Here is a 17,714-nt window from a genome sequence, read left to right as displayed (position 1 = left end):
GACTGCCGCGTTCAAACCTGCGCGGTTTGACAGCGCGCCGTCCGATACACCGGAAAGCGCACCGTGAACGTGCTGCCGCGCCCTTCTTCGCTCTTCACGTCGAGTTGCGCATCGTGCCGTTGCAGTACGTGCTTGACGATCGCGAGACCGAGCCCGGTGCCGCCCGTGTCGCGCGAACGGCTGCGATCGACGCGATAGAAGCGCTCGGTGAGCCGCGGGATATCGGCGGCCGGAATGCCGAGGCCGCTATCGGTGACCGAGAACACCGCATGGCCACCCTGCGCACGCCAGTTAACCTTGATCGAGCCGCCGTCCGGCGTGTAGCGGATCGCGTTCGTCACCAGATTGCCGAATGCGCTGAAAATCTCGGTTTCGACGCCGGTGACGGTCAGCGCTTCGTCGGCATCGAAGACGATCTTTAGATGATCGCTGGACAGGCTCTGCGCGTCGTCATGCAGATGCCGCAACACCGCGCGCATGTCGATCATCTGATCGCTCGGTGGCTTGTTATCGCCTTCGAGCGTCGCGAGCACGAGCAGATCGCTGACGATATGACGCATGCGCGACGCCTGCTGCTCCATCAACTCGAGATAACGCGCGCGCTCGGCTTCGCCCAACGGCAGCTCGCGCATCGTCTCGAGAAAGCCGGACAACACGGTCAGCGGCGTTTTCAATTCGTGCGACACGTTGGCGACGAAGTCACGCCGCATCGCATCGGTGCGCTCGAGCTCGGTGATGTCCTGCGACAGCACGAGCTTGCGATTGTCGCCGTAAGGAAACACCTGCACCGACAGCACGTTCTGGCGCTTGTCGCCCATGCCGCGCATGATCAGCATTTCCTCGTACCGATGCGAATTCAGATAGCGCACGAAATCCGGATGACGCACCAGATGCGTGATGTGCTGACGCAGATCGCGCTTCGCATCGAGCCCAAAGTGGCTTTCGGAAATCGCGTTGCACCACTCGATCTGATCATGATCGTCGAGCATCGCGACACCGTTAGGCGACGCCTGGATCGCCTGGATGAAACGCGAATGCTGCTGCTCGACCTGGCGCACCTGGGCATGCCAGCGCTTCGCGAGCTTGTGCAGACGGTAGTAGATTTCGCCCCAGATGCCGGGGGCGCTCGGCACTTCGCCGTACACCGGCGCGTCGAGCAGACGCCACAGACGCTGCTTGTGGAAGGTACTGAAGACACTCTGTGCGAGCAGCAGGACGATGGCGAGAGCGAGCCCTGCCTTGACGTTCAGCAGTGCGCCGACCACCGCGCACAGAACAGCAAGCAGCACGACCGACACGATGGAGCGCGCCCAGATGATGTTCATGGTCTAGCGATCGAAGAGAAAATACAGCGCAGGAGGAAGGTACGGCGGCACAGCGCCGTGCAATGCAGCGCGCCGCCGACGGCTATCAGGCGCTCTTCGCCAGCCGGTAACCGCTGCCGCGTACCGTTTCAATCATAGCATCGCACCCGGCCGGCTTGAGCGCCGCGCGCAGACGCTTGATATGCACGTCGACGGTCCGCTCTTCGACGAACACGTGATCGCCCCACACCTGATCGAGCAGTTGCGTGCGGCTGTGCACGCGCTCCGGGTGAGTCATGAAGAAGTGCAGCAGCCGGAATTCGGTCGGGCCGAGATCGAGCTTGATCTCGCTGCCTTCCGCATGCGCGGCGACGCGGTGCGTGGCCGGATCGAGCTTCAGGCCGTTGATTGCGACCACGTCTTCGGTCAGCTGCGGCGCGCGGCGGCGCAGCACCGCCTTGATGCGCGCCATCAGTTCCTTCGGCGAGAACGGCTTCGTCACGTAGTCGTCGGCGCCGATCTCGAGGCCGAGCACCTTGTCCTGCTCGTCGCCTCGCGCGGTCAGCATGATGATCGGGATATGCTTCGTACGCTCGTTGTTGCGCAGATCGCGCGCGAACGAAATACCCGATTTACCCGGCAACATCCAGTCGAGCAGCACGAGATCGGGCAGTACGTCGCTGATCAGGTTGTGCGCCTGCTCCGCGTTGTACGCGCGAATCGGGCAGTGCCCGGCGTGTTGAAGATTGACCGAAATCAGTTCGGAAATGGCGGGCTCATCTTCAATGACGAGAATGCTGCTGGGCATCGGCACCTCTGTTCCTTTTCTCTGGATTAGCTGAGCGCTTCGCGTTCGAGCGTGTCGCGCGACTGGTGCCGCACGTCGGTACCCTTGACGATGTAGATGATGAATTCCGCGATGTTCTTCGCGTGGTCGCCGATCCGCTCGATTGCCTTGGCGATGAACAGGAAGTCGAGGCCCACCGAGATCGAACGCGGATCTTCGGTCATATACGAAATCAGCTTGCGCACGAACGCGCGGAATTCCTCGTCGATCGCCTTGTCGTCGCGCACGATCTGCGCGGCGGCGACCGTGTCCAGACGCGCGAACGCGTCCAGCGCACGGCGCAGGATCGACACGGCCATTTCGCCCGACAGCTTGATCTCGGCGATGTTGATGGTGCGCGATGCGCCGTCTTCCATCAGACGCTTGGTGCGCTTCGCGATCTTTTCGGCTTCGTCGCCGGCGCGCTCGAGGTTCGTGATGGTCTTCGAGATCGCGATCAGCAAGCGCAGATCGCGCGCGGCCGGCTGACGGCGCGCAATGATGTTGCTGCACTCTTCGTCGATCTCGACTTCCATCTTGTTCAGACGGTCTTCGGCGACGATCACCTGCTCGGCGATGTCGAGGTCAAATTCGTTGAGCGCCTGCATCGCGTTGACGATCTGCGATTCGACGAGACCGCCCATTTCGAGCACCTTCGACGAAACGAGGTTGAGGTCGGCGTCGAACTGGCTGGACAGATGTTTATCGGACATGTCGTACTCCGTTGTATTGCCCGGCGGATTAGCCGAAGCGGCCAGTGATGTAGTCCTCGGTTTCCTTGCGGACCGGCTTGATGAAGATCTTTTCGGTGTCGCCGAATTCGATCAGTTCGCCGAGGTACATATAGGCAGTGTAGTCCGAACAGCGGGCCGCCTGCTGCATGTTGTGCGTGACGATCACCACCGTGTAGTCGCTCTTGAGTTCAGCGATCAGCTCTTCGATACGGCCCGTCGAAATCGGGTCGAGCGCCGAGCAGGGCTCGTCGAGCAGCAGCACTTCGGGGCGAATTGCAATACCGCGCGCGATGCACAGACGCTGCTGCTGGCCGCCCGACAAACCGTAGCCGCTCTGGCCGAGCTTGTCCTTCACTTCGTTCCACAGCGCCGCCTTGGTCAGCGCCCATTCGACGCGGTCGTCCATTTCCGAGCGTGACAGCTTCTCGAACATCTTCACGCCGAAAGCGATGTTGTCGTAGATCGACATCGGGAACGGCGTCGGCTTCTGGAACACCATGCCGATGCGCGCGCGCAGCAGCGAAATGTCCTGGCGCATGGTCAGCAGGTTTTCGCCGTCCATCACGATCTCGCCTTCCGCGCGCTGCTCCGCATAAAGCGCGTACATCTTGTTGAAGGTACGCAGCAGCGTGGACTTGCCGCAGCCCGACGGGCCGATGAACGCGGTCACCTTGCCTTCGGGAATCTGCAGATTGATGTTCTTCAGCGCGTGATACTTGCCATAGAAGAAGTTGAGGTCCTTGACCTCGATCTTCGGACGCGACGGGGTTTGCGCGTGAGCGCTGTGTTCGGGGTCGGAGCCCGCGGGCGCGGCTGCGTGCCCGATCGGATTGAGTTGGGTTTCTGCCATGTTCATCGGATTCACTCCGCCCTTACTTGTTCGAGAAGATCGTGCGCGCGAGGACGTTCAGTCCCAGCACCGCGAGCGTGATCAGAAAGACGCCGGCCCACGCGAGCGATTGCCACTGCGCGAACGGGCTCATCGCAAACTTGTAGATCGTGACCGGCAGGTTCGCGACCGGCTGGCCCATATCGACCGAGAAGAACTGGTTCGACAAAGCGGTGAAGAGCAGCGGTGCGGTTTCGCCGGCAATTCGCGCGACACCGAGCAGCACACCGGTGACGATGCCCGCGATCGACGCCTTCAGCGTGATCGACAGCACCATCTTCCACTTCGGCGTGCCGAGCGCGAACGCGGCTTCACGCATCGCATTCGGCACGAGCTTCAGCATGTTTTCGGTCGTGCGAATCACGATCGGAATCTGCAGCAGCGCCAGCGAGAGCACGCCGGCCCAGCCGCTGAAGTGGCCCATCTTCACGACGACGAGCGCGTAGACGAACAGACCGATGACGATCGACGGCGCCGACAGCAGGATGTCGTTGATGAAGCGCGTGAGGTTCGCGAGCCAGCCTTTCTGGCCGTATTCGGCGAGATAGACGCCCGCCATGATGCCGATCGGCGTGCCGACGAAGGTCGCGAGCCCGACCAGCAACAGGCTGCCGACGATCGCGTTGGCGAGACCGCCGCCATCGGTGTTCGGCGGCGGCGTCGACTGCGTGAACAGCTCGACCGACAGACCACCGATACCGAGACGCAGCGTCGTATAGAGAATCCACACGAGCCACAGCAGGCCGAACGCCATCGCCGCGAGCGACAGCGTCAGCGCAAGCGCGTTGGTCATGCGACGGCGCCCTTGCAGACGCACGCGCATCGTTTCGAGCGTCGCGGCGTCCTTCAGACCCGGCATGTTCAGGGACGGCCCGCTCATTTCGCGCCCTCCCCTTTCTCGAGACGCAGCAGCATGACTTTCGAAATCGCCAGCACGATGAATGTAATCACGAACAGGATCAGGCCGAGCTCCATCAGCGCCGACGTATGCAGGCCCGGCTCCGCTTCCGCGAACTCGTTGGCGAGCGCCGACGTGATGCTGTTGCCCGGCGAAAACAGCGAAATATTGTCGAGCAGGTTGGTGTTGCCGATGACGAACGTGACCGCCATCGTCTCACCCAGCGCGCGGCCGAGGCCGAGCATGATGCCGCCGATCACACCGCTCTTGGTGAACGGCAGCACGATCTTCCACATCACTTCCCACGTCGTGCAGCCGATACCGTACGCCGATTCCTTCAGCAGCACCGGCGTCACTTCGAACACGTCGCGCATCACCGCTGCGATGTACGGGATGATCATGATCGCAAGGATCACGCCCGCGCACAGAATGCCGATGCCGATCGGCGGACCGGCGAACAGCGCGCCGACGATCGGAATGCCGCCGAGCACCGCGCCTAGCGGCTTCTGGAACCACACCGCGAAGATCGGCGCGAACACGAGCAGACCCCACATGCCGTACACGATCGACGGAATCGCGGCGAGCAGCTCGATCGCGATGCCGAGCGGCCGGCGCAGCCACGCGGGCGACAGTTCAGTCAGAAACAGCGCGATACCGAAGCTGACGGGCACCGCGATGAGCAGAGCGATGATCGACGTCGCGAGAGTGCCGTAGATCGGCACGAGCGCGCCAAATTGCTTGCTGGGTGGATCCCACACTGCCGTCCACAGGAACGCGAGACCGAACTCGCGAATCGACGGCATCGAGGCGACGATCAGCGACACGATGATGCCGCCGAGCAGCAGCAGCGTGACGATGGCGGAAAGGCGTGCGAGGCCGCCGAAGATCACATCACCCGAACGGCCAGGCGCTTTCTGCTGCGACGCGCTGCCAGGCGGAGTGGCCCGGCTCGTGCCGGACCCTAAATGAATATCGGACATGAGAGCCTGAGGGACCTGTTTCCAGTTGCCGGACGACACATGTCGGGCGGTCGGTGATGCATGCGGCGCATGCCGCGTGAAAGTCACAGGCCGTCCTCGCACGAGGACGGCCGGGGTGCTACAGGGCGCGGCCCAGATCGACCGCGCCAGCTTACGCCTGTTACTCGGCGAGCGTCTTGCCTGCCGAATCCTTGACCTTCTGCTTCCACTGCGTGCGGATTTCCGAGACGACCGACTGCGGCAGCGAGATGTAGTCCAGATCGTTCGCAGCCTGGCCGCCGTTCTTGAACGCCCAGTCGAAGAACTTCAGCGTTTCCGCGCCTTGCGGTGCCTTGTCCTGCGTCGTGTGCAGCAGCACGAACGTCGCGCCGACGATCGGCCATGCGTTCTTGCCCGGCTCGTTCGTCAGGATCTGATAGAACGACTTCGACCAGTCGGCGCCAGCCGCCGCTGCCTTGAACGTGTCGGTCTCCGGCTGAACCACCGCGCCGGATTCGTTCTTCATCGCGACGTAGTTCATGTGGTTCTGCTTGGCGTACGCCCATTCGACGTAACCGATCGCGCCCGGCAGACGCTGCACGAAAGCCGCGACGCCGTCGTTGCCCTTGCCGCCCGTGCCGGTCGGCCAGTTGACCGTCGCACCTTCACCGACCTTCGTCTTCCATTCCGGGTTGACCTTCGACAGGTAGTTCGTCCAGATGAAGCTGGTGCCCGAACCGTCGGCGCGGCGCACCACGGCGATGTCCAGATCCGGCAGCTTGACCTTCGAATTCAGCGCGGCGATTGCAGGGTCGTTCCACTTCTTGATCTTGCCCAGGTAGATGTCACCGAGCACTTCACCGGACAGCACCAGTTCGCCCGGCTTGACGCCCGGCACGTTGACTGCCGGCACCACGCCGCCGACCACCGTCGGGAACTGGAAGAGGCCTGCCTTCGCGAGTTCGTCGTCCTTCAGCGGAGCGTCCGACCCTGCGAAATCGACGGTCTTCGCCTCGATCTGCTTGATGCCGCCCGAAGAACCGATGCCTTGGTAGTTAACCTTGCCGCCGCCGGTCTTCTGATAAGCGTCGGCCCACTTCGTGTAAATCGGTGCCGCGAACGTGCTGCCCGCGCCGGTGATGTCTGCGGCTTGCGCTGCGATTGCGAAGAGCGCGCCAGCGACGCCAGCGAACACGGTTTGCATCAATTTCATGAGACCTCCAAGGGGGTGTGAGCGTGTGGTGTGAGCGTGAAACTCGAACACCGCGAAGCTTAGGGTCTCTTTATGACAAAAACGTGACTGATAATGAATCAGATGTGACAGTAATATTACCCCGTGAAAGGTGTCGAAGCCGCCGAATTGCCGCTGTGCCGATGCCCGCTGCATCGCATTTTTCGAGGCAGACGAAAAAGATGGGGCGCAAACGTTTGCTCTGCGCGCGTTGGTCGTTTTTGTGCGGGATATGCCGTCCTTTTGGCGGCTGCGGAGTGGGGATTCGATGGGGTGAGGAATGAGCCTTCGTTGGGTTTGAAAGCCCGGCCGCCCAGTTTATGGAGCCCGCTGAATCTTCTGCTTGCGACGCTCGGGCAGGCGGCAAGCGGCCGCCACCGCCCGCCGTCGACTCGGGGAATCGATCAGGCCGTCGCTACCCGCACGGCTTCGGCAATCGCTTCAGAATGCTCGAGCGCGTCCGCGACGTTCTGCGCCTCCACCATCACGCGCAGTACCGGCTCGGTGCCCGACGCGCGGATCAGCACGCGGCCGCGGCCGTCGAGCGCGCCTTCGGCCACCTTGATCGCACTCCGGATCGTCTCGCTGCCCTTCCAGTCCGAGCCGGGCTTCATGCGCACGTTGATCAGCTTCTGCGGAAACAGGGTGACACCGTCGAGCAGATCCGCGAGCGATTTGCCGCTGCGCTGCATCGCCGCCAGCACGAGCAGAGCGGACACGATGCCGTCGCCGGTCGAATGGCGATCGAGTGACAGAATGTGGCCCGAACCTTCGGCGCCGAGCTGCCAGCCGTGCTCGCGAAGCTGTTCGAGCACATAGCGGTCGCCGACCGCGGCGCGCACGAACTTGACGCCGGCATTCTGCAGCGCGACCTCCACGGCCATGTTGGTCATCAGCGTGCCGACCGCTCCTTCCACGTGGCCGGCGGTCGCCATACGGTCCTTGACCAGGACGTACAACAGCTCGTCGCCGTTGAAAAGGCGGCCGGACTCGTCGACGACCTGCAGACGGTCGGCGTCGCCATCGAGCGCGATACCGAGGTCCGCGTGGTTCGCGCGCACCGCGCGAACCAGCGCATCCGGCGCGGTCGCGCCGACGCCGTCGTTGATATTGAAGCCGTTCGGCGAGACGCCGATCGGGATCACTTCCGCGCCGAGCTCATGGAACACGTGCGGCGCGACGTCGTACGCGGCGCCATGCGCGCAATCGACGACGAGCTTCATGCCGCGCAGGTCGTACGCGGCCGGGAATGTGCTCTTGCAGAACTCGATGTAGCGGCCACCTGCGTCATCGAGACGGCGCGCTTTGCCCAGTTGCTCGGAGGCCGCGCACGCGAGCGGCAGTTCGAGCTGCTCCTCGATCTGCGCCTCGACGTCGTCCGGCAGCTTGTTGCCGTCGGCCGAGAAGAACTTGATGCCGTTGTCGTAGTACGGGTTGTGCGATGCGCTGATCACGACACCCGCGGCAAGCCGCAGTGCGCGCGTCAGATAGGCGATGCCGGGTGTCGGCATCGGGCCGGCCAGCATCACGTCGACGCCGGCGGCCGAGAAGCCCGATTCGAGCGCGGCTTCGAGCATGTAGCCCGACACCCGCGTATCCTTGCCGATCAGCACGGTCGGACGGGTGCCTGTTTTCGCCCATTGATCGGCGCCCGCGAGCACCTTGCCGGCCGCATAGCCGAGCCGCAACACGAATTCCGGCGTGATCGGGCCTTCGCCGACCTTGCCTCGAATGCCGTCCGTTCCGAAGTAACGACGTGCCATGTTTGTTCTCCCTGTCCGTGGCTGCGGGTTCAACCGTGCGCGCGGCTCTGCTTGTCCGCGTCGCGCAGGGTTGCCCATACTTTCAATGCATCGACCGTTTGCGCGACGTCGTGTACGCGCAGAATCGCGGCGCCCCGTTCGGCCGCGCACACCGCCGCGGCGATGCTGCCGGCCACGCGCTCCGGCGCCGGCCGCCCCGTCACCGCGCCAACCATCGACTTGCGCGACATGCCCGCAAGAATCGGATACGGCGAAGCGGCGCGCGGGGCCGTGTCGCGCAGATGCGCGAGCAGCGCGTAGTTATGCTCGACGACGACCTTGCCGAAGCCGAAACCCGGATCGACGCTGATACGCTCGCGCGCAATCCCCGCCTGCTGCAACGTCGCGACACGCTCTTCGAGGAAGTGGCGCACTTCGCCGACGACGTCGTCATAGTGCGGCTCGCCCAGCTGCATGGTCTGCGGCTCACCTAGCATATGCATGACACAAAGGCCGCAGTCGCTGTCGCGCACCGCGTCGATCGCGCCGGGCATGCGGAAGCCCCAGATGTCGTTGATCAGGTCGGCGCCCGCGTTCAACGCATGACGCATCACTTCCGGCTTGTACGTATCAACCGACAACGGCACGTTCGCGCCACGCAGTTGCTCGACGAGCGGCAACACGCGCTCCAGCTCTTCGTCGAGCGGCACCGGCGGCGCGCCAGGACGCGTCGATTCCCCGCCGATATCGATGATGTCCGCGCCCTCGAGCATCATGCGCTCGGCCTGGCGCAGCGCATCGCCGCGCATCGCGAACTTGCCGCCATCGGAAAAGGAATCGGGAGTGACGTTCAGGATGCCCATGACCAACGGGCGTTCGAACGTCAGCTTGTAGCGGCCACACTGCAGCGGCTCTGGAAGGGGTACGGAAGAAGAATCGACTTTCGACACGTAGCAATGCTTCACTTGGAACGGATAAATGCAAAACGGGCCGGTGTGTAGCACACCGGCCCGCACTTTCTACTGGCTGCCGATCAGGCCGGCGCGGTTGCGCTGCCCGGCTTGACTTCGGTGCCCGGGCTGCCGCCCGACGAGGCGTCGCTTGCCGACGGCGGCGAGCTCTTCGGCGAACGCGGCGGACGGCCTGCCATGATGTCGTTGATCTGATCGGCGTCGATCGTCTCCCACTCCATCAGTGCAGCGGTCATCGCTTCGACCTTGTCGCGGTTCTCTTCGAGCAGGCGCCGTGCGAGATTGTACTGCTCGTCCAGCACATGACGGATTTCCGCGTCGACCTTCTGCTGCGTCGCTTCCGAAATGGTCCGCGTGAAGCCACGGCCGAACGGCGAAGCGTCGTTCTCGTCGTCGACATAGACCATGGGTCCGAGCGCATCCGTCATGCCGAAGCGGGCAACCATTGCGCGAGCCGTCTGCGTCGCCTTGTTGAAGTCGTCCGACGCACCGGTGCTGATCAGGTTCAGGAACAGTTCTTCCGCGACGCGGCCACCGAACAGGATGGCAAGACGGTCGAGCAGATATTCCTTCGAGTACGTTTCGTTGTCATGCTCCGGCAACTGCCATGTGACGCCCAGCGCACGGCCGCGCGGAATGATCGTGACCTTGTGCACCGGATCGGCCTTCGGCAACAGCTTCGCGATCACCGCATGACCCGATTCGTGATACGCGGTAGCACGCTTCGATTCTTCGCGGATCACAGCCGACTTGCGCTCTGGACCCATGAAGATCTTGTCCTTCGCGTCCTCGAAGTCCGTCATTTCGACGATGCGCTTGCCGCGGCGCGCCGCGAATAGTGCTGCTTCGTTGACGAGGTTTGCGAGATCAGCGCCCGAGAAACCCGGCGTGCCGCGCGCGATCACTGCCGCATCGACGTCGTTCGAGATCGGCACCTTGCGCAGGTGCACCTTCATGATGTGCTCACGGCCGCGAATATCGGGCAGACCCACGTACACCTGACGGTCGAAACGGCCCGGACGCAACAGCGCCTTGTCGAGCACATCCGAACGGTTCGTCGCGGCGATCACGATGACGCCCGAGTTCGCCTCGAAGCCGTCCATTTCGACGAGCATCTGGTTCAGCGTCTGTTCGCGCTCGTCGTTACCGCCGCCCATGCCGGCGCCTCGATGACGGCCGACCGCGTCGATTTCGTCGATGAACACGATACACGGCGCGTGCTTCTTGGCCTGCTCGAACATGTCGCGCACGCGAGCCGCGCCGACGCCGACGAACATTTCCACGAAATCTGAACCTGAAATGCTGAAGAACGGCACCTTCGCCTCGCCGGCGATGGCGCGCGCGAGCAGCGTCTTACCGGTTCCCGGCGGGCCAACGAGCAGCACGCCGCGCGGAATACGACCACCGAGCTTCTGGAATTTCTGCGGATCGCGCAGGAAGTCGACGAGTTCCGACACTTCTTCCTTGGCTTCGTCGCAACCGGCGACGTCGGTGAAATTGATTGCGTTGTTGTTCTCGTCGATCAGCCGCGCGCGCGACTTGCCAAACGAGAAGGCCCCGCCTTTGCCGCCCCCCTGCATCTGTCGCATCATGTAAAACCAGAAACCGATGATCAGGATCGTCGGTCCGAGGTAATACAGCACGGACATCAGTGCATTGGGTTCGTCGTCAGCCTTGCCGCTCACCTGTACGCCATACTTCATCAGATCGCCGACCATCCAGATGTCGCCGGGCGACACGATCTGGTACTTCTGGCCGTCTGCTGGAGTGACCGTGAGGTTCCGTCCCTGGACAATGACGTTCTTGACTTTGCCGTTCTTCGCGTCGTCCATGAACTGCGAATAGGAAACGCCTTCCTGGACACGGGGCTTGTCGAACTGCTTGAACACCGTAAACAGCACCAGTGCGATCACCAGCCACACTGCTGCTTTCGAAAACATATTGTTGTTCAAAGCACCACTCCTTCACTTAGACGGGCGCCTACATTTGCCTTGCGGCACCACGAAAGCATTCTAATCCAGTCCGCAGACCCCTGCCATAACGTTTCACTACCACGGAAATAGGGTAGCGGGCCGGCTTGACGCCCGTCTCCGGACGCATCGGGCTCATTATTGGCAGAGATGGAACCGGCTCGCCGCATCCCTACGCGGGACGCTTCAGATGCTTACCCAAAATAAATGTTTCTGACGATTTATCCCGCGACGCCTTCGGCTTGCGGGCCGCCACCACCTTGAATTGGCGTTTGAACTTTTCGACAATCTGACTGTATCCGCTGCCGTGAAAGCATTTGACTAAAAGGGCACCATCCGGCTTCAGGTGATTTTGCGCGAATTCGAGCGCCAGATCGCATAAGTGCTCGATCCGCGCCGCATCCGCGATCGCCACGCCCGACAGGTTGGGCGCCATATCCGAAATTACAAGGTCTACCTGGCGCGCACCGACCAATTCTTCGAGCTGGACCAGCACCGAGTCTTCGCGGAAATCGCCCTGGATGAAGTGCACGTCGGCCACCGGCTCCATCGGCAGAATGTCCAAAGCGATGATCGTGCCGTCGATGCCACCTTCGCGCTCTGCGTTGCGCTGCGAGCCGCCCGCGAGCTTGTTGCGCACGTACTGGCTCCAGCTGCCCGGCGAGGAACCGAGGTCGACGATCACCTGCCCGGGACGGATCAGCTTGTCCTGCTCGTCGATTTCCTTGAGCTTGTAGGCCGCGCGGGCGCGATAACCTTCCCGCTGCGCCATTTTGACGTACGGATCGTTGATGTGGTCGTGCAGCCACGCGGTATTGAACTTGTTTTTTGCCATTAAAGATTGAACTATTACTGCGTCGGGTCGCGCTTTAGGGGATAATACGCGGTTAATTCGCGCGGCCCCCGCCAGACTGGCGGCGATCCGCGATTCTGTTGTTCTGACGCGCGCCCTGCTGAATCGAGTCGCCCGAATCGCTCGGCGATCGGACGAAAACGCAGGAGCCGCCATTTTAGTCGAGTCTTCCACTTTCCATGCCAGCCCTCAAAGTCTCTTCCGACCAACGCGCCGAGTTGCGCTCCCAGGCACATGCGCTCAAACCGGTCGTGCTCGTCGGCGCCGAAGGCTTGACCGACGCTGTGCTCGCCGAAATCAAGGTGCACCTCGCCGCGCATCAACTGATCAAAATTCGCGTGTTCGGCGATGAGCGCGAGGAGCGCATCGCTATCTACGAAGAAATCTGCGACGCGCTGAACGCTGCACCGATCCAGCATATCGGCAAGCTGCTCGTGATCTGGAAGCCAGAATCGGCGCAGCCGGCGGCAAAAGCGAAGCGCGGCGCGTTGCCGAGCGCCCGCGAAGCGGCAGCCGAACAAACCCGGCCGGCCAAGGGACGCGCACCCCGCATCGTCAAGGTCGCCAAGCCGACCGACGTACCGATGCGCAAGCCGCGAGCGAAAGCGGTGCTGGTGCGCGGCAATGAACGCGTGACGCAGGGCGGCAACATCAAGCGCGCGAAGAAGCGTCAAACCAGCGCGAAGCGTTCGCATCAGTCGAAGTAAGAGAACACGCGCCCAAGGTGCGGACCGACTCCGCACTGCGCATTGGCGGCCTTGAGCGCGAGGCCCGAAGCAGCGCGAATGAACCGTAGTTGGCCACCGGAATCGCGACGATTCGTCGCAATGTGAGGTTCATCGCGCGCATCGGCATCGACCCGGCGGCCATGGCACGCGCACCGTCACACCATCAGCCACCCGCGAGCTTCAGCCCGCCACCTTGCCCGTGACGCCGCGCGCGCCCTCTTCCTCGGCCGCGGCACCGACAGGCGCCGGCAGCAGCCAAACGAGCACAACCCCTAGCAGGCTCTCGATCAGGTAGAACAGACTGGACACGCCATGCAGGATGCCGAAGCGCGTCGCATAAACGGAATGCCCGATGTCGCTGCCCGCCTCGAGCGCCGCCACGCGCATCGCGTTCATGAACGGCTGCAACGCGAAATAGCCAACCAGCACGCATACGAGCATACCGGCGAGCAGCCAGCGCAAGCGGCGATATGCGCCACTCCCGCGCCGCACGAGCAAATTGGCGAGACCGAGCAGCAAAATGCCGCACACGACGCCAATCACACCCTGAATACGAAACAGCTGCGCGGCGACGGCGCCCGCCGTCATCCGGTCGAGCGTCGTGAACAGCACGGGCGCAACCGCATAGCCGATAGTCAACAGACTACCGACCCACACCACCGTCAACAGGCGGAAAAAACGATGCGGCATCAAAGACACCGGCGCCACCCTCAGACGTAGCTGACCGCGATGATTTCGTATTCGCGCACACCGCCCGGCGCTTGCACCGACGCGACGTCGCCTTCCGACTTGCCGATCAGCGCACGCGCGATCGGCGAGCTGATCGAGATCAGGCCGTGGTCGATGTCCGCTTCGTCGTCGCCGACGATCTGGTATTTGACCGACGCACCCGACTCGAGGTCTTCGAGCTCGAGCGTCGCGCCGAACACCACGCGGCCGTCCGCTTCCACTTGCGACGGATCGATCACCTGCGCGCCCGCGAGCTTCGACTCGATTTCAGCGATACGGCCTTCGATGAAGCCCTGCTTTTCCTTCGCAGCGTCGTATTCCGCGTTTTCCGACAGATCGCCCTGGGCGCGCGCTTCCGCGATCGAGTTGATCACGGCCGGACGTTCAACCGATTTCAGGCGCTGCAATTCATCGCGCAGCATGTCTGCGCCGCGCTTCGTCAATGGAATAGTGCTCATAAACAACTCTGGAGGCAAAAAACGGCCATAAAAAAAATCACCGCGGTTAAGTGCATTCCGCGAAAGCCGCCGCCCGTGGACAAACCCGGGCCGCAGCACCTGCGGAACGCCGCTTAACCGCGGCACTTACATCTTGGACAGCTAGTCGAAGCCTTAGTTTAGGCGAGCATGGAGTCCTTGTAAATCATAGACTTCCAGGTTCTTCAGATAACGAAGACCCTCCACCGCCGCGCGTGCGCCCGACATCGTCGTGTAGTAGGTGACCTTGTTCGCCTGCGCGCTCATGCGGATCGAACGCGAATCGGCGATCGCCGCGCGCGTTTCGTCGACGGTCGTGAAGACGAGCGCGATCTCGCCGTTCTTGATCATGTCGACGATGTGCGGACGGCCGTCCTTCACCTTGTTGACGACCTTGACTGGCACGCCGGCCGCTTCGATCGCGGCAGCCGTGCCCTTGGTCGCGACGATCGGGTAGCCGAGCTCGTGCAGCATGCGCGCGACTTCGACTGCCTTCGGTTTGTCGGCGTCCATCACGGTCAGCAGCACCGTGCCCGATTCGGGCAGACGCGAACCCGCCGCGAGCTGCGACTTGAACAGAGCCTCGCCGAACGTCTGGCCGACGCCCATCACTTCGCCGGTCGAACGCATTTCAGGTCCGAGCACCGGGTCGACCGCCGGGAACTTGACGAACGGGAACACCGCTTCCTTCACGCTGAAGTACGGCGGCTCGACTTCCTTCGTCACGCCTTGCGCGGCGAGCTTCTGGCCGACCATCGCGCGCGCTGCGATCTTCGCGAGCGGCAGGCTGGTCGCCTTCGACACGTACGGCACCGTGCGCGACGCGCGCGGGTTCACTTCGAGCACGTAGATGATGTCGTCCTTCGAGCCGTCAGCCTGCGGTACCTGCTGAATCGCGAACTGCACGTTCATCAGGCCGACCACGTTCAGCGCCTTCGCCATCGCAGCGGTCTGGCGCTTCAGTTCGGCCACGGTCGCCTTCGATAGCGAATACGGCGGCAGCGAGCAGGCCGAGTCGCCCGAGTGCACGCCCGCCTGTTCGATGTGCTCCATCACGCCGCCGATGAACACGGCATCACCATCGGAAATGCAATCCACGTCGCATTCGATCGCGTCGTTCAGGAAGCGGTCGAGCAGCACCGGCGAGTCGTTCGACACCTTCACCGCCTCGCGCATATAGCGCTCGAGATCTCGCGGCTCGTGGACGATTTCCATCGCGCGGCCGCCCAGCACGTACGACGGACGCACGACGAGCGGATAGCCGATTTCGTCGGCGAGCTTCAGTGCTTCGTCTTCGGCGCGCGCGGTGCGGTTCGGCGGCTGGCGCAGACCGAGGTCCTGCAGCAGCTTCTGGAAGCGCTCGCGGTCTTCGGCCGCGTCGATCATGTCCGGCGACGTACCGATGATCGGCACACCGTTCGCCTCGAGGTCGAGCGCGAGCTTCAGCGGCGTCTGGCCGCCGTACTGCACGATCACGCCGACGGGCTTTTCCTTGTCGACGATTTCGAGCACGTCTTCGAGCGTCAGCGATTCGAAGTACAGACGGTCGGAGGTGTCGTAGTCGGTCGACACGGTTTCCGGGTTGCAGTTGACCATGATCGTTTCATAGCCGTCCTCGCGCATCGCGAGCGCGGCATGCACGCAGCAGTAGTCGAACTCGATACCCTGGCCGATCCGGTTCGGGCCGCCGCCCAGCACCATGATCTTCCTGTTGCTGGTCGGATTCGCTTCGCACTCTTCCTCGTACGTCGAGTACATGTACGCGGTCCTGGTTGCGAACTCGGCCGCGCAGGTGTCGACGCGCTTATACACCGGACGCACGTTCAACTCGATACGACGCGCGCGCACGTCCGCCGGCTTCGCGCCGAGAAGCTTGGCCAGACGACGATCCGAGAAGCCGCTCTGTTTCAGATACTTCAGCTCCTCCTTCGTCAGGCTCGCCAGCGTGCGGCCTGCCAGCGCCTTTTCCTTCAGCACGATCTGTTCGATCTGCGCGAGGAACCACGGGTCGATCGCGGTCTCCTCGAAGATCTCTTGCGCGCTCATGCCCACACGGAACGCGTCGCCAACATACCAGATGCGATCCGGACCAGCTTCGCCGATCTCGCGGATGATCTCGTCGCGATTGGCGGTCTTTTCATCGAGACCGTCGACGCCGACTTCGAGGCCGCGCAGCGCTTTCTGGAACGACTCCTGGAACGTGCGGCCGATCGCCATCACTTCGCCGACCGATTTCATCTGCGTGGTCAGGCGCGAATCGGCTTCGCGGAATTTCTCGAACGCGAAACGCGGGATCTTCGTGACGACGTAGTCGATCGTCGGTTCGAACGACGCCGGGGTCTGGCCGCCGGTGATTTCGTTCTTGAGTTCATCCAGCGTGTAGCCGACCGCCAGCTTCGCCGCGACCTTCGCGATCGGGAAGCCGGTTGCCTTCGACGCCAGCGCCGACGAGCGCGACACGCGCGGGTTCATTTCGATCACGATCATGCGGCCGTCTTTCGGATTGATCGAGAACTGCACGTTCGAGCCGCCCGTGTCGACGCCGATCTCGCGCAGCACCGCGAGCGACGCGTTACGCAGGATCTGGTATTCCTTGTCGGTCAGCGTCTGCGCCGGAGCGACCGTGATCGAGTCGCCGGTGTGGATGCCCATCGGGTCGAGGTTTTCGATCGAGCAGACGATGATGCAGTTATCCGCCTTGTCGCGGACCACTTCCATCTCGTACTCTTTCCAGCCGAGCAGCGACTCTTCGATCAGCAGTTCGCGCGTCGGCGACAGGTCGAGCCCACGCTTGCAGATCTCTTCGAACTCGTCGCGGTTGTACGCGATGCCGCCGCCCGAGCCGCCCAGCGTGAACGACGGACGGATCACGACCGGATAGCCGCCGCTGCCAGTTTCCGCGGCGATCTTCGCCTGCACCTGCAGCGCTTCTTCCATCGAATGCGCGGTGCCCGACTTGGCCGAACCGAGGCCGATCTTCGTCATCGCGTCCTTGAACTTCTGGCGGTCTTCCGCTTTGTCGATCGCTTCCGGCGACGCGCCGATCAGCTCGACCTCGTACTTCGCCAGCACGCCGTGCGCGTGCAGGTCGAGCGCGCAGTTCAGCGCGGTCTGGCCGCCCATCGTCGGCAGGATCGCGTCCGGGCGCTCCTTCGCGATGATGCGCTCGACCACTTCCCACGTGATCGGCTCGATATAGGTCACGTCGGCCGTGTTCGGGTCGGTCATGATCGTCGCCGGATTGCTGTTGACGAGAATGACCTTGTAGCCTTCCTCACGCAGCGCCTTGCATGCCTGCGCGCCCGAATAATCGAACTCGCACGCCTGACCGATGATGATCGGACCCGCGCCGATGATGAGGATGCTCTTGATGTCTGTCCGCTTGGGCATAACGCTCTCGCTAA

15 protein-coding genes are annotated in these 17,714 nt (G+C 62.8%); 1 reads left to right on the top strand and 14 read right to left on the bottom strand.

The genetic code is table 11. The annotated features are described in order from the left end of the window. Positions 1 to 11: 11 nt before the first annotated feature. From phoR to HDG33_RS13980, 11 genes are all read right to left on the bottom strand, one after another. Complete coding sequence (gene phoR, locus HDG33_RS14030) at positions 12 to 1,325, bottom strand: phosphate regulon sensor histidine kinase PhoR (protein ID WP_184028346.1); 1,314 nt, start codon at positions 1,323 to 1,325, stop codon at positions 12 to 14. A gap of 85 nt (positions 1,326 to 1,410) precedes the next feature. After that, positions 1,411 to 2,112, bottom strand: a complete 702-nt coding sequence (gene phoB, locus HDG33_RS14025; protein ID WP_008922879.1) for a phosphate regulon transcriptional regulator PhoB — start codon at positions 2,110 to 2,112, stop codon at positions 1,411 to 1,413. A 26-nt stretch (positions 2,113 to 2,138) separates the two neighbouring features. After that, entirely contained in the window at positions 2,139 to 2,843 is a 705-nt protein-coding gene (gene phoU / locus HDG33_RS14020; RefSeq protein ID WP_184028343.1) for a phosphate signaling complex protein PhoU, read from the bottom strand. Between the two features lie 28 nt (positions 2,844 to 2,871). Beyond that, positions 2,872 to 3,720 carry a phosphate ABC transporter ATP-binding protein PstB gene (gene pstB / locus HDG33_RS14015; protein WP_184028340.1) on the bottom strand — a complete coding sequence of 283 codons (849 nt, stop codon included), beginning with the start codon at positions 3,718 to 3,720 and terminating at the stop codon, positions 2,872 to 2,874. Positions 3,721 to 3,736: 16 nt separating this feature from the next. After that, positions 3,737 to 4,633, bottom strand: a complete 897-nt coding sequence (pstA, locus tag HDG33_RS14010; protein ID WP_090801102.1) for a phosphate ABC transporter permease PstA — start codon at positions 4,631 to 4,633, stop codon at positions 3,737 to 3,739. After that, entirely contained in the window at positions 4,630 to 5,631 is a 1,002-nt protein-coding gene (pstC, locus tag HDG33_RS14005; protein WP_184028337.1) for a phosphate ABC transporter permease PstC, read from the bottom strand. Before pstC ends, pstA begins: the two co-directional genes overlap by 4 nt. A 160-nt stretch (positions 5,632 to 5,791) precedes the next feature. Further along, positions 5,792 to 6,823, bottom strand: coding sequence for a phosphate ABC transporter substrate-binding protein PstS (gene pstS, locus HDG33_RS14000; RefSeq protein ID WP_184028334.1), 1,032 nt, complete (start codon positions 6,821 to 6,823; stop codon positions 5,792 to 5,794). A 422-nt stretch (positions 6,824 to 7,245) separates the two neighbouring features. Next, positions 7,246 to 8,604 (bottom strand): phosphoglucosamine mutase, encoded by a 1,359-nt coding sequence (glmM, locus tag HDG33_RS13995; RefSeq protein WP_184028331.1) that lies wholly within the window; start codon positions 8,602 to 8,604, stop codon positions 7,246 to 7,248. 29 nt (positions 8,605 to 8,633) lie between these two features. Next, positions 8,634 to 9,533, bottom strand: a complete 900-nt coding sequence (gene folP, locus HDG33_RS13990; protein WP_409259014.1) for a dihydropteroate synthase — start codon at positions 9,531 to 9,533, stop codon at positions 8,634 to 8,636. Between the two features lie 83 nt (positions 9,534 to 9,616). After that, positions 9,617 to 11,506, bottom strand: coding sequence for an ATP-dependent zinc metalloprotease FtsH (gene ftsH / locus HDG33_RS13985; protein ID WP_018421239.1), 1,890 nt, complete (start codon positions 11,504 to 11,506; stop codon positions 9,617 to 9,619). 190 nt (positions 11,507 to 11,696) lie between these two features. Further along, positions 11,697 to 12,359, bottom strand: a complete 663-nt coding sequence (locus HDG33_RS13980) for an RlmE family RNA methyltransferase (RefSeq protein ID WP_184028328.1) — start codon at positions 12,357 to 12,359, stop codon at positions 11,697 to 11,699. Between the two features lie 197 nt (positions 12,360 to 12,556). Here HDG33_RS13980 and HDG33_RS13975 point away from each other — a divergent pair, with 197 nt between their 5' ends. Further along, positions 12,557 to 13,084 (top strand): YhbY family RNA-binding protein, encoded by a 528-nt coding sequence (locus HDG33_RS13975; RefSeq protein ID WP_184028325.1) that lies wholly within the window; start codon positions 12,557 to 12,559, stop codon positions 13,082 to 13,084. A 201-nt stretch (positions 13,085 to 13,285) separates the two neighbouring features. Here the strand turns inward: HDG33_RS13975 and HDG33_RS13970 are convergent, their stop codons facing one another. From HDG33_RS13970 to carB, 3 genes are all read right to left on the bottom strand, one after another. Further along, complete coding sequence (locus HDG33_RS13970; protein WP_184028322.1) at positions 13,286 to 13,795, bottom strand: DUF4149 domain-containing protein; 510 nt, start codon at positions 13,793 to 13,795, stop codon at positions 13,286 to 13,288. A gap of 20 nt (positions 13,796 to 13,815) precedes the next feature. Then, entirely contained in the window at positions 13,816 to 14,292 is a 477-nt protein-coding gene (greA, locus tag HDG33_RS13965) for a transcription elongation factor GreA (RefSeq protein ID WP_062127755.1), read from the bottom strand. A 153-nt stretch (positions 14,293 to 14,445) separates the two neighbouring features. Next, positions 14,446 to 17,700, bottom strand: a complete 3,255-nt coding sequence (gene carB / locus HDG33_RS13960) for a carbamoyl-phosphate synthase large subunit (protein WP_184028319.1) — start codon at positions 17,698 to 17,700, stop codon at positions 14,446 to 14,448. Positions 17,701 to 17,714: the final 14 nt, after the last annotated feature.

The sequence above is a fragment of the Paraburkholderia sp. Cpub6 genome, from assembly GCF_014201065.1.
GTDB lineage: Bacteria > Pseudomonadota > Gammaproteobacteria > Burkholderiales > Burkholderiaceae > Paraburkholderia > Paraburkholderia tuberum.
The sequence above is the reverse complement of the archived record's forward strand: the minus strand, read 5'-3'. Positions and strand labels throughout refer to the sequence as shown.

Coding starts and splice junctions, on each gene's coding strand:
- phoR (WP_184028346.1), bottom strand. CDS start 1,325: ATGAACATCATCTGGGCGCGCTCCATCGTGTCGGTCGTGCTGCTTGCT.
- phoB (WP_008922879.1), bottom strand. CDS start 2,112: ATGCCCAGCAGCATTCTCGTCATTGAAGATGAGCCCGCCATTTCCGAA.
- phoU (WP_184028343.1), bottom strand. CDS start 2,843: ATGTCCGATAAACATCTGTCCAGCCAGTTCGACGCCGACCTCAACCTC.
- pstB (WP_184028340.1), bottom strand. CDS start 3,720: ATGAACATGGCAGAAACCCAACTCAATCCGATCGGGCACGCAGCCGCG.
- pstA (WP_090801102.1), bottom strand. CDS start 4,633: ATGAGCGGGCCGTCCCTGAACATGCCGGGTCTGAAGGACGCCGCGACG.
- pstC (WP_184028337.1), bottom strand. CDS start 5,631: ATGTCCGATATTCATTTAGGGTCCGGCACGAGCCGGGCCACTCCGCCT.
- pstS (WP_184028334.1), bottom strand. CDS start 6,823: ATGAAATTGATGCAAACCGTGTTCGCTGGCGTCGCTGGCGCGCTCTTC.
- glmM (WP_184028331.1), bottom strand. CDS start 8,604: ATGGCACGTCGTTACTTCGGAACGGACGGCATTCGAGGCAAGGTCGGC.
- HDG33_RS13980 (WP_184028328.1), bottom strand. CDS start 12,359: ATGGCAAAAAACAAGTTCAATACCGCGTGGCTGCACGACCACATCAAC.
- HDG33_RS13975 (WP_184028325.1), top strand. CDS start 12,557: ATGCCAGCCCTCAAAGTCTCTTCCGACCAACGCGCCGAGTTGCGCTCC.
- HDG33_RS13970 (WP_184028322.1), bottom strand. CDS start 13,795: ATGCCGCATCGTTTTTTCCGCCTGTTGACGGTGGTGTGGGTCGGTAGT.
- greA (WP_062127755.1), bottom strand. CDS start 14,292: ATGAGCACTATTCCATTGACGAAGCGCGGCGCAGACATGCTGCGCGAT.
- carB (WP_184028319.1), bottom strand. CDS start 17,700: ATGCCCAAGCGGACAGACATCAAGAGCATCCTCATCATCGGCGCGGGT.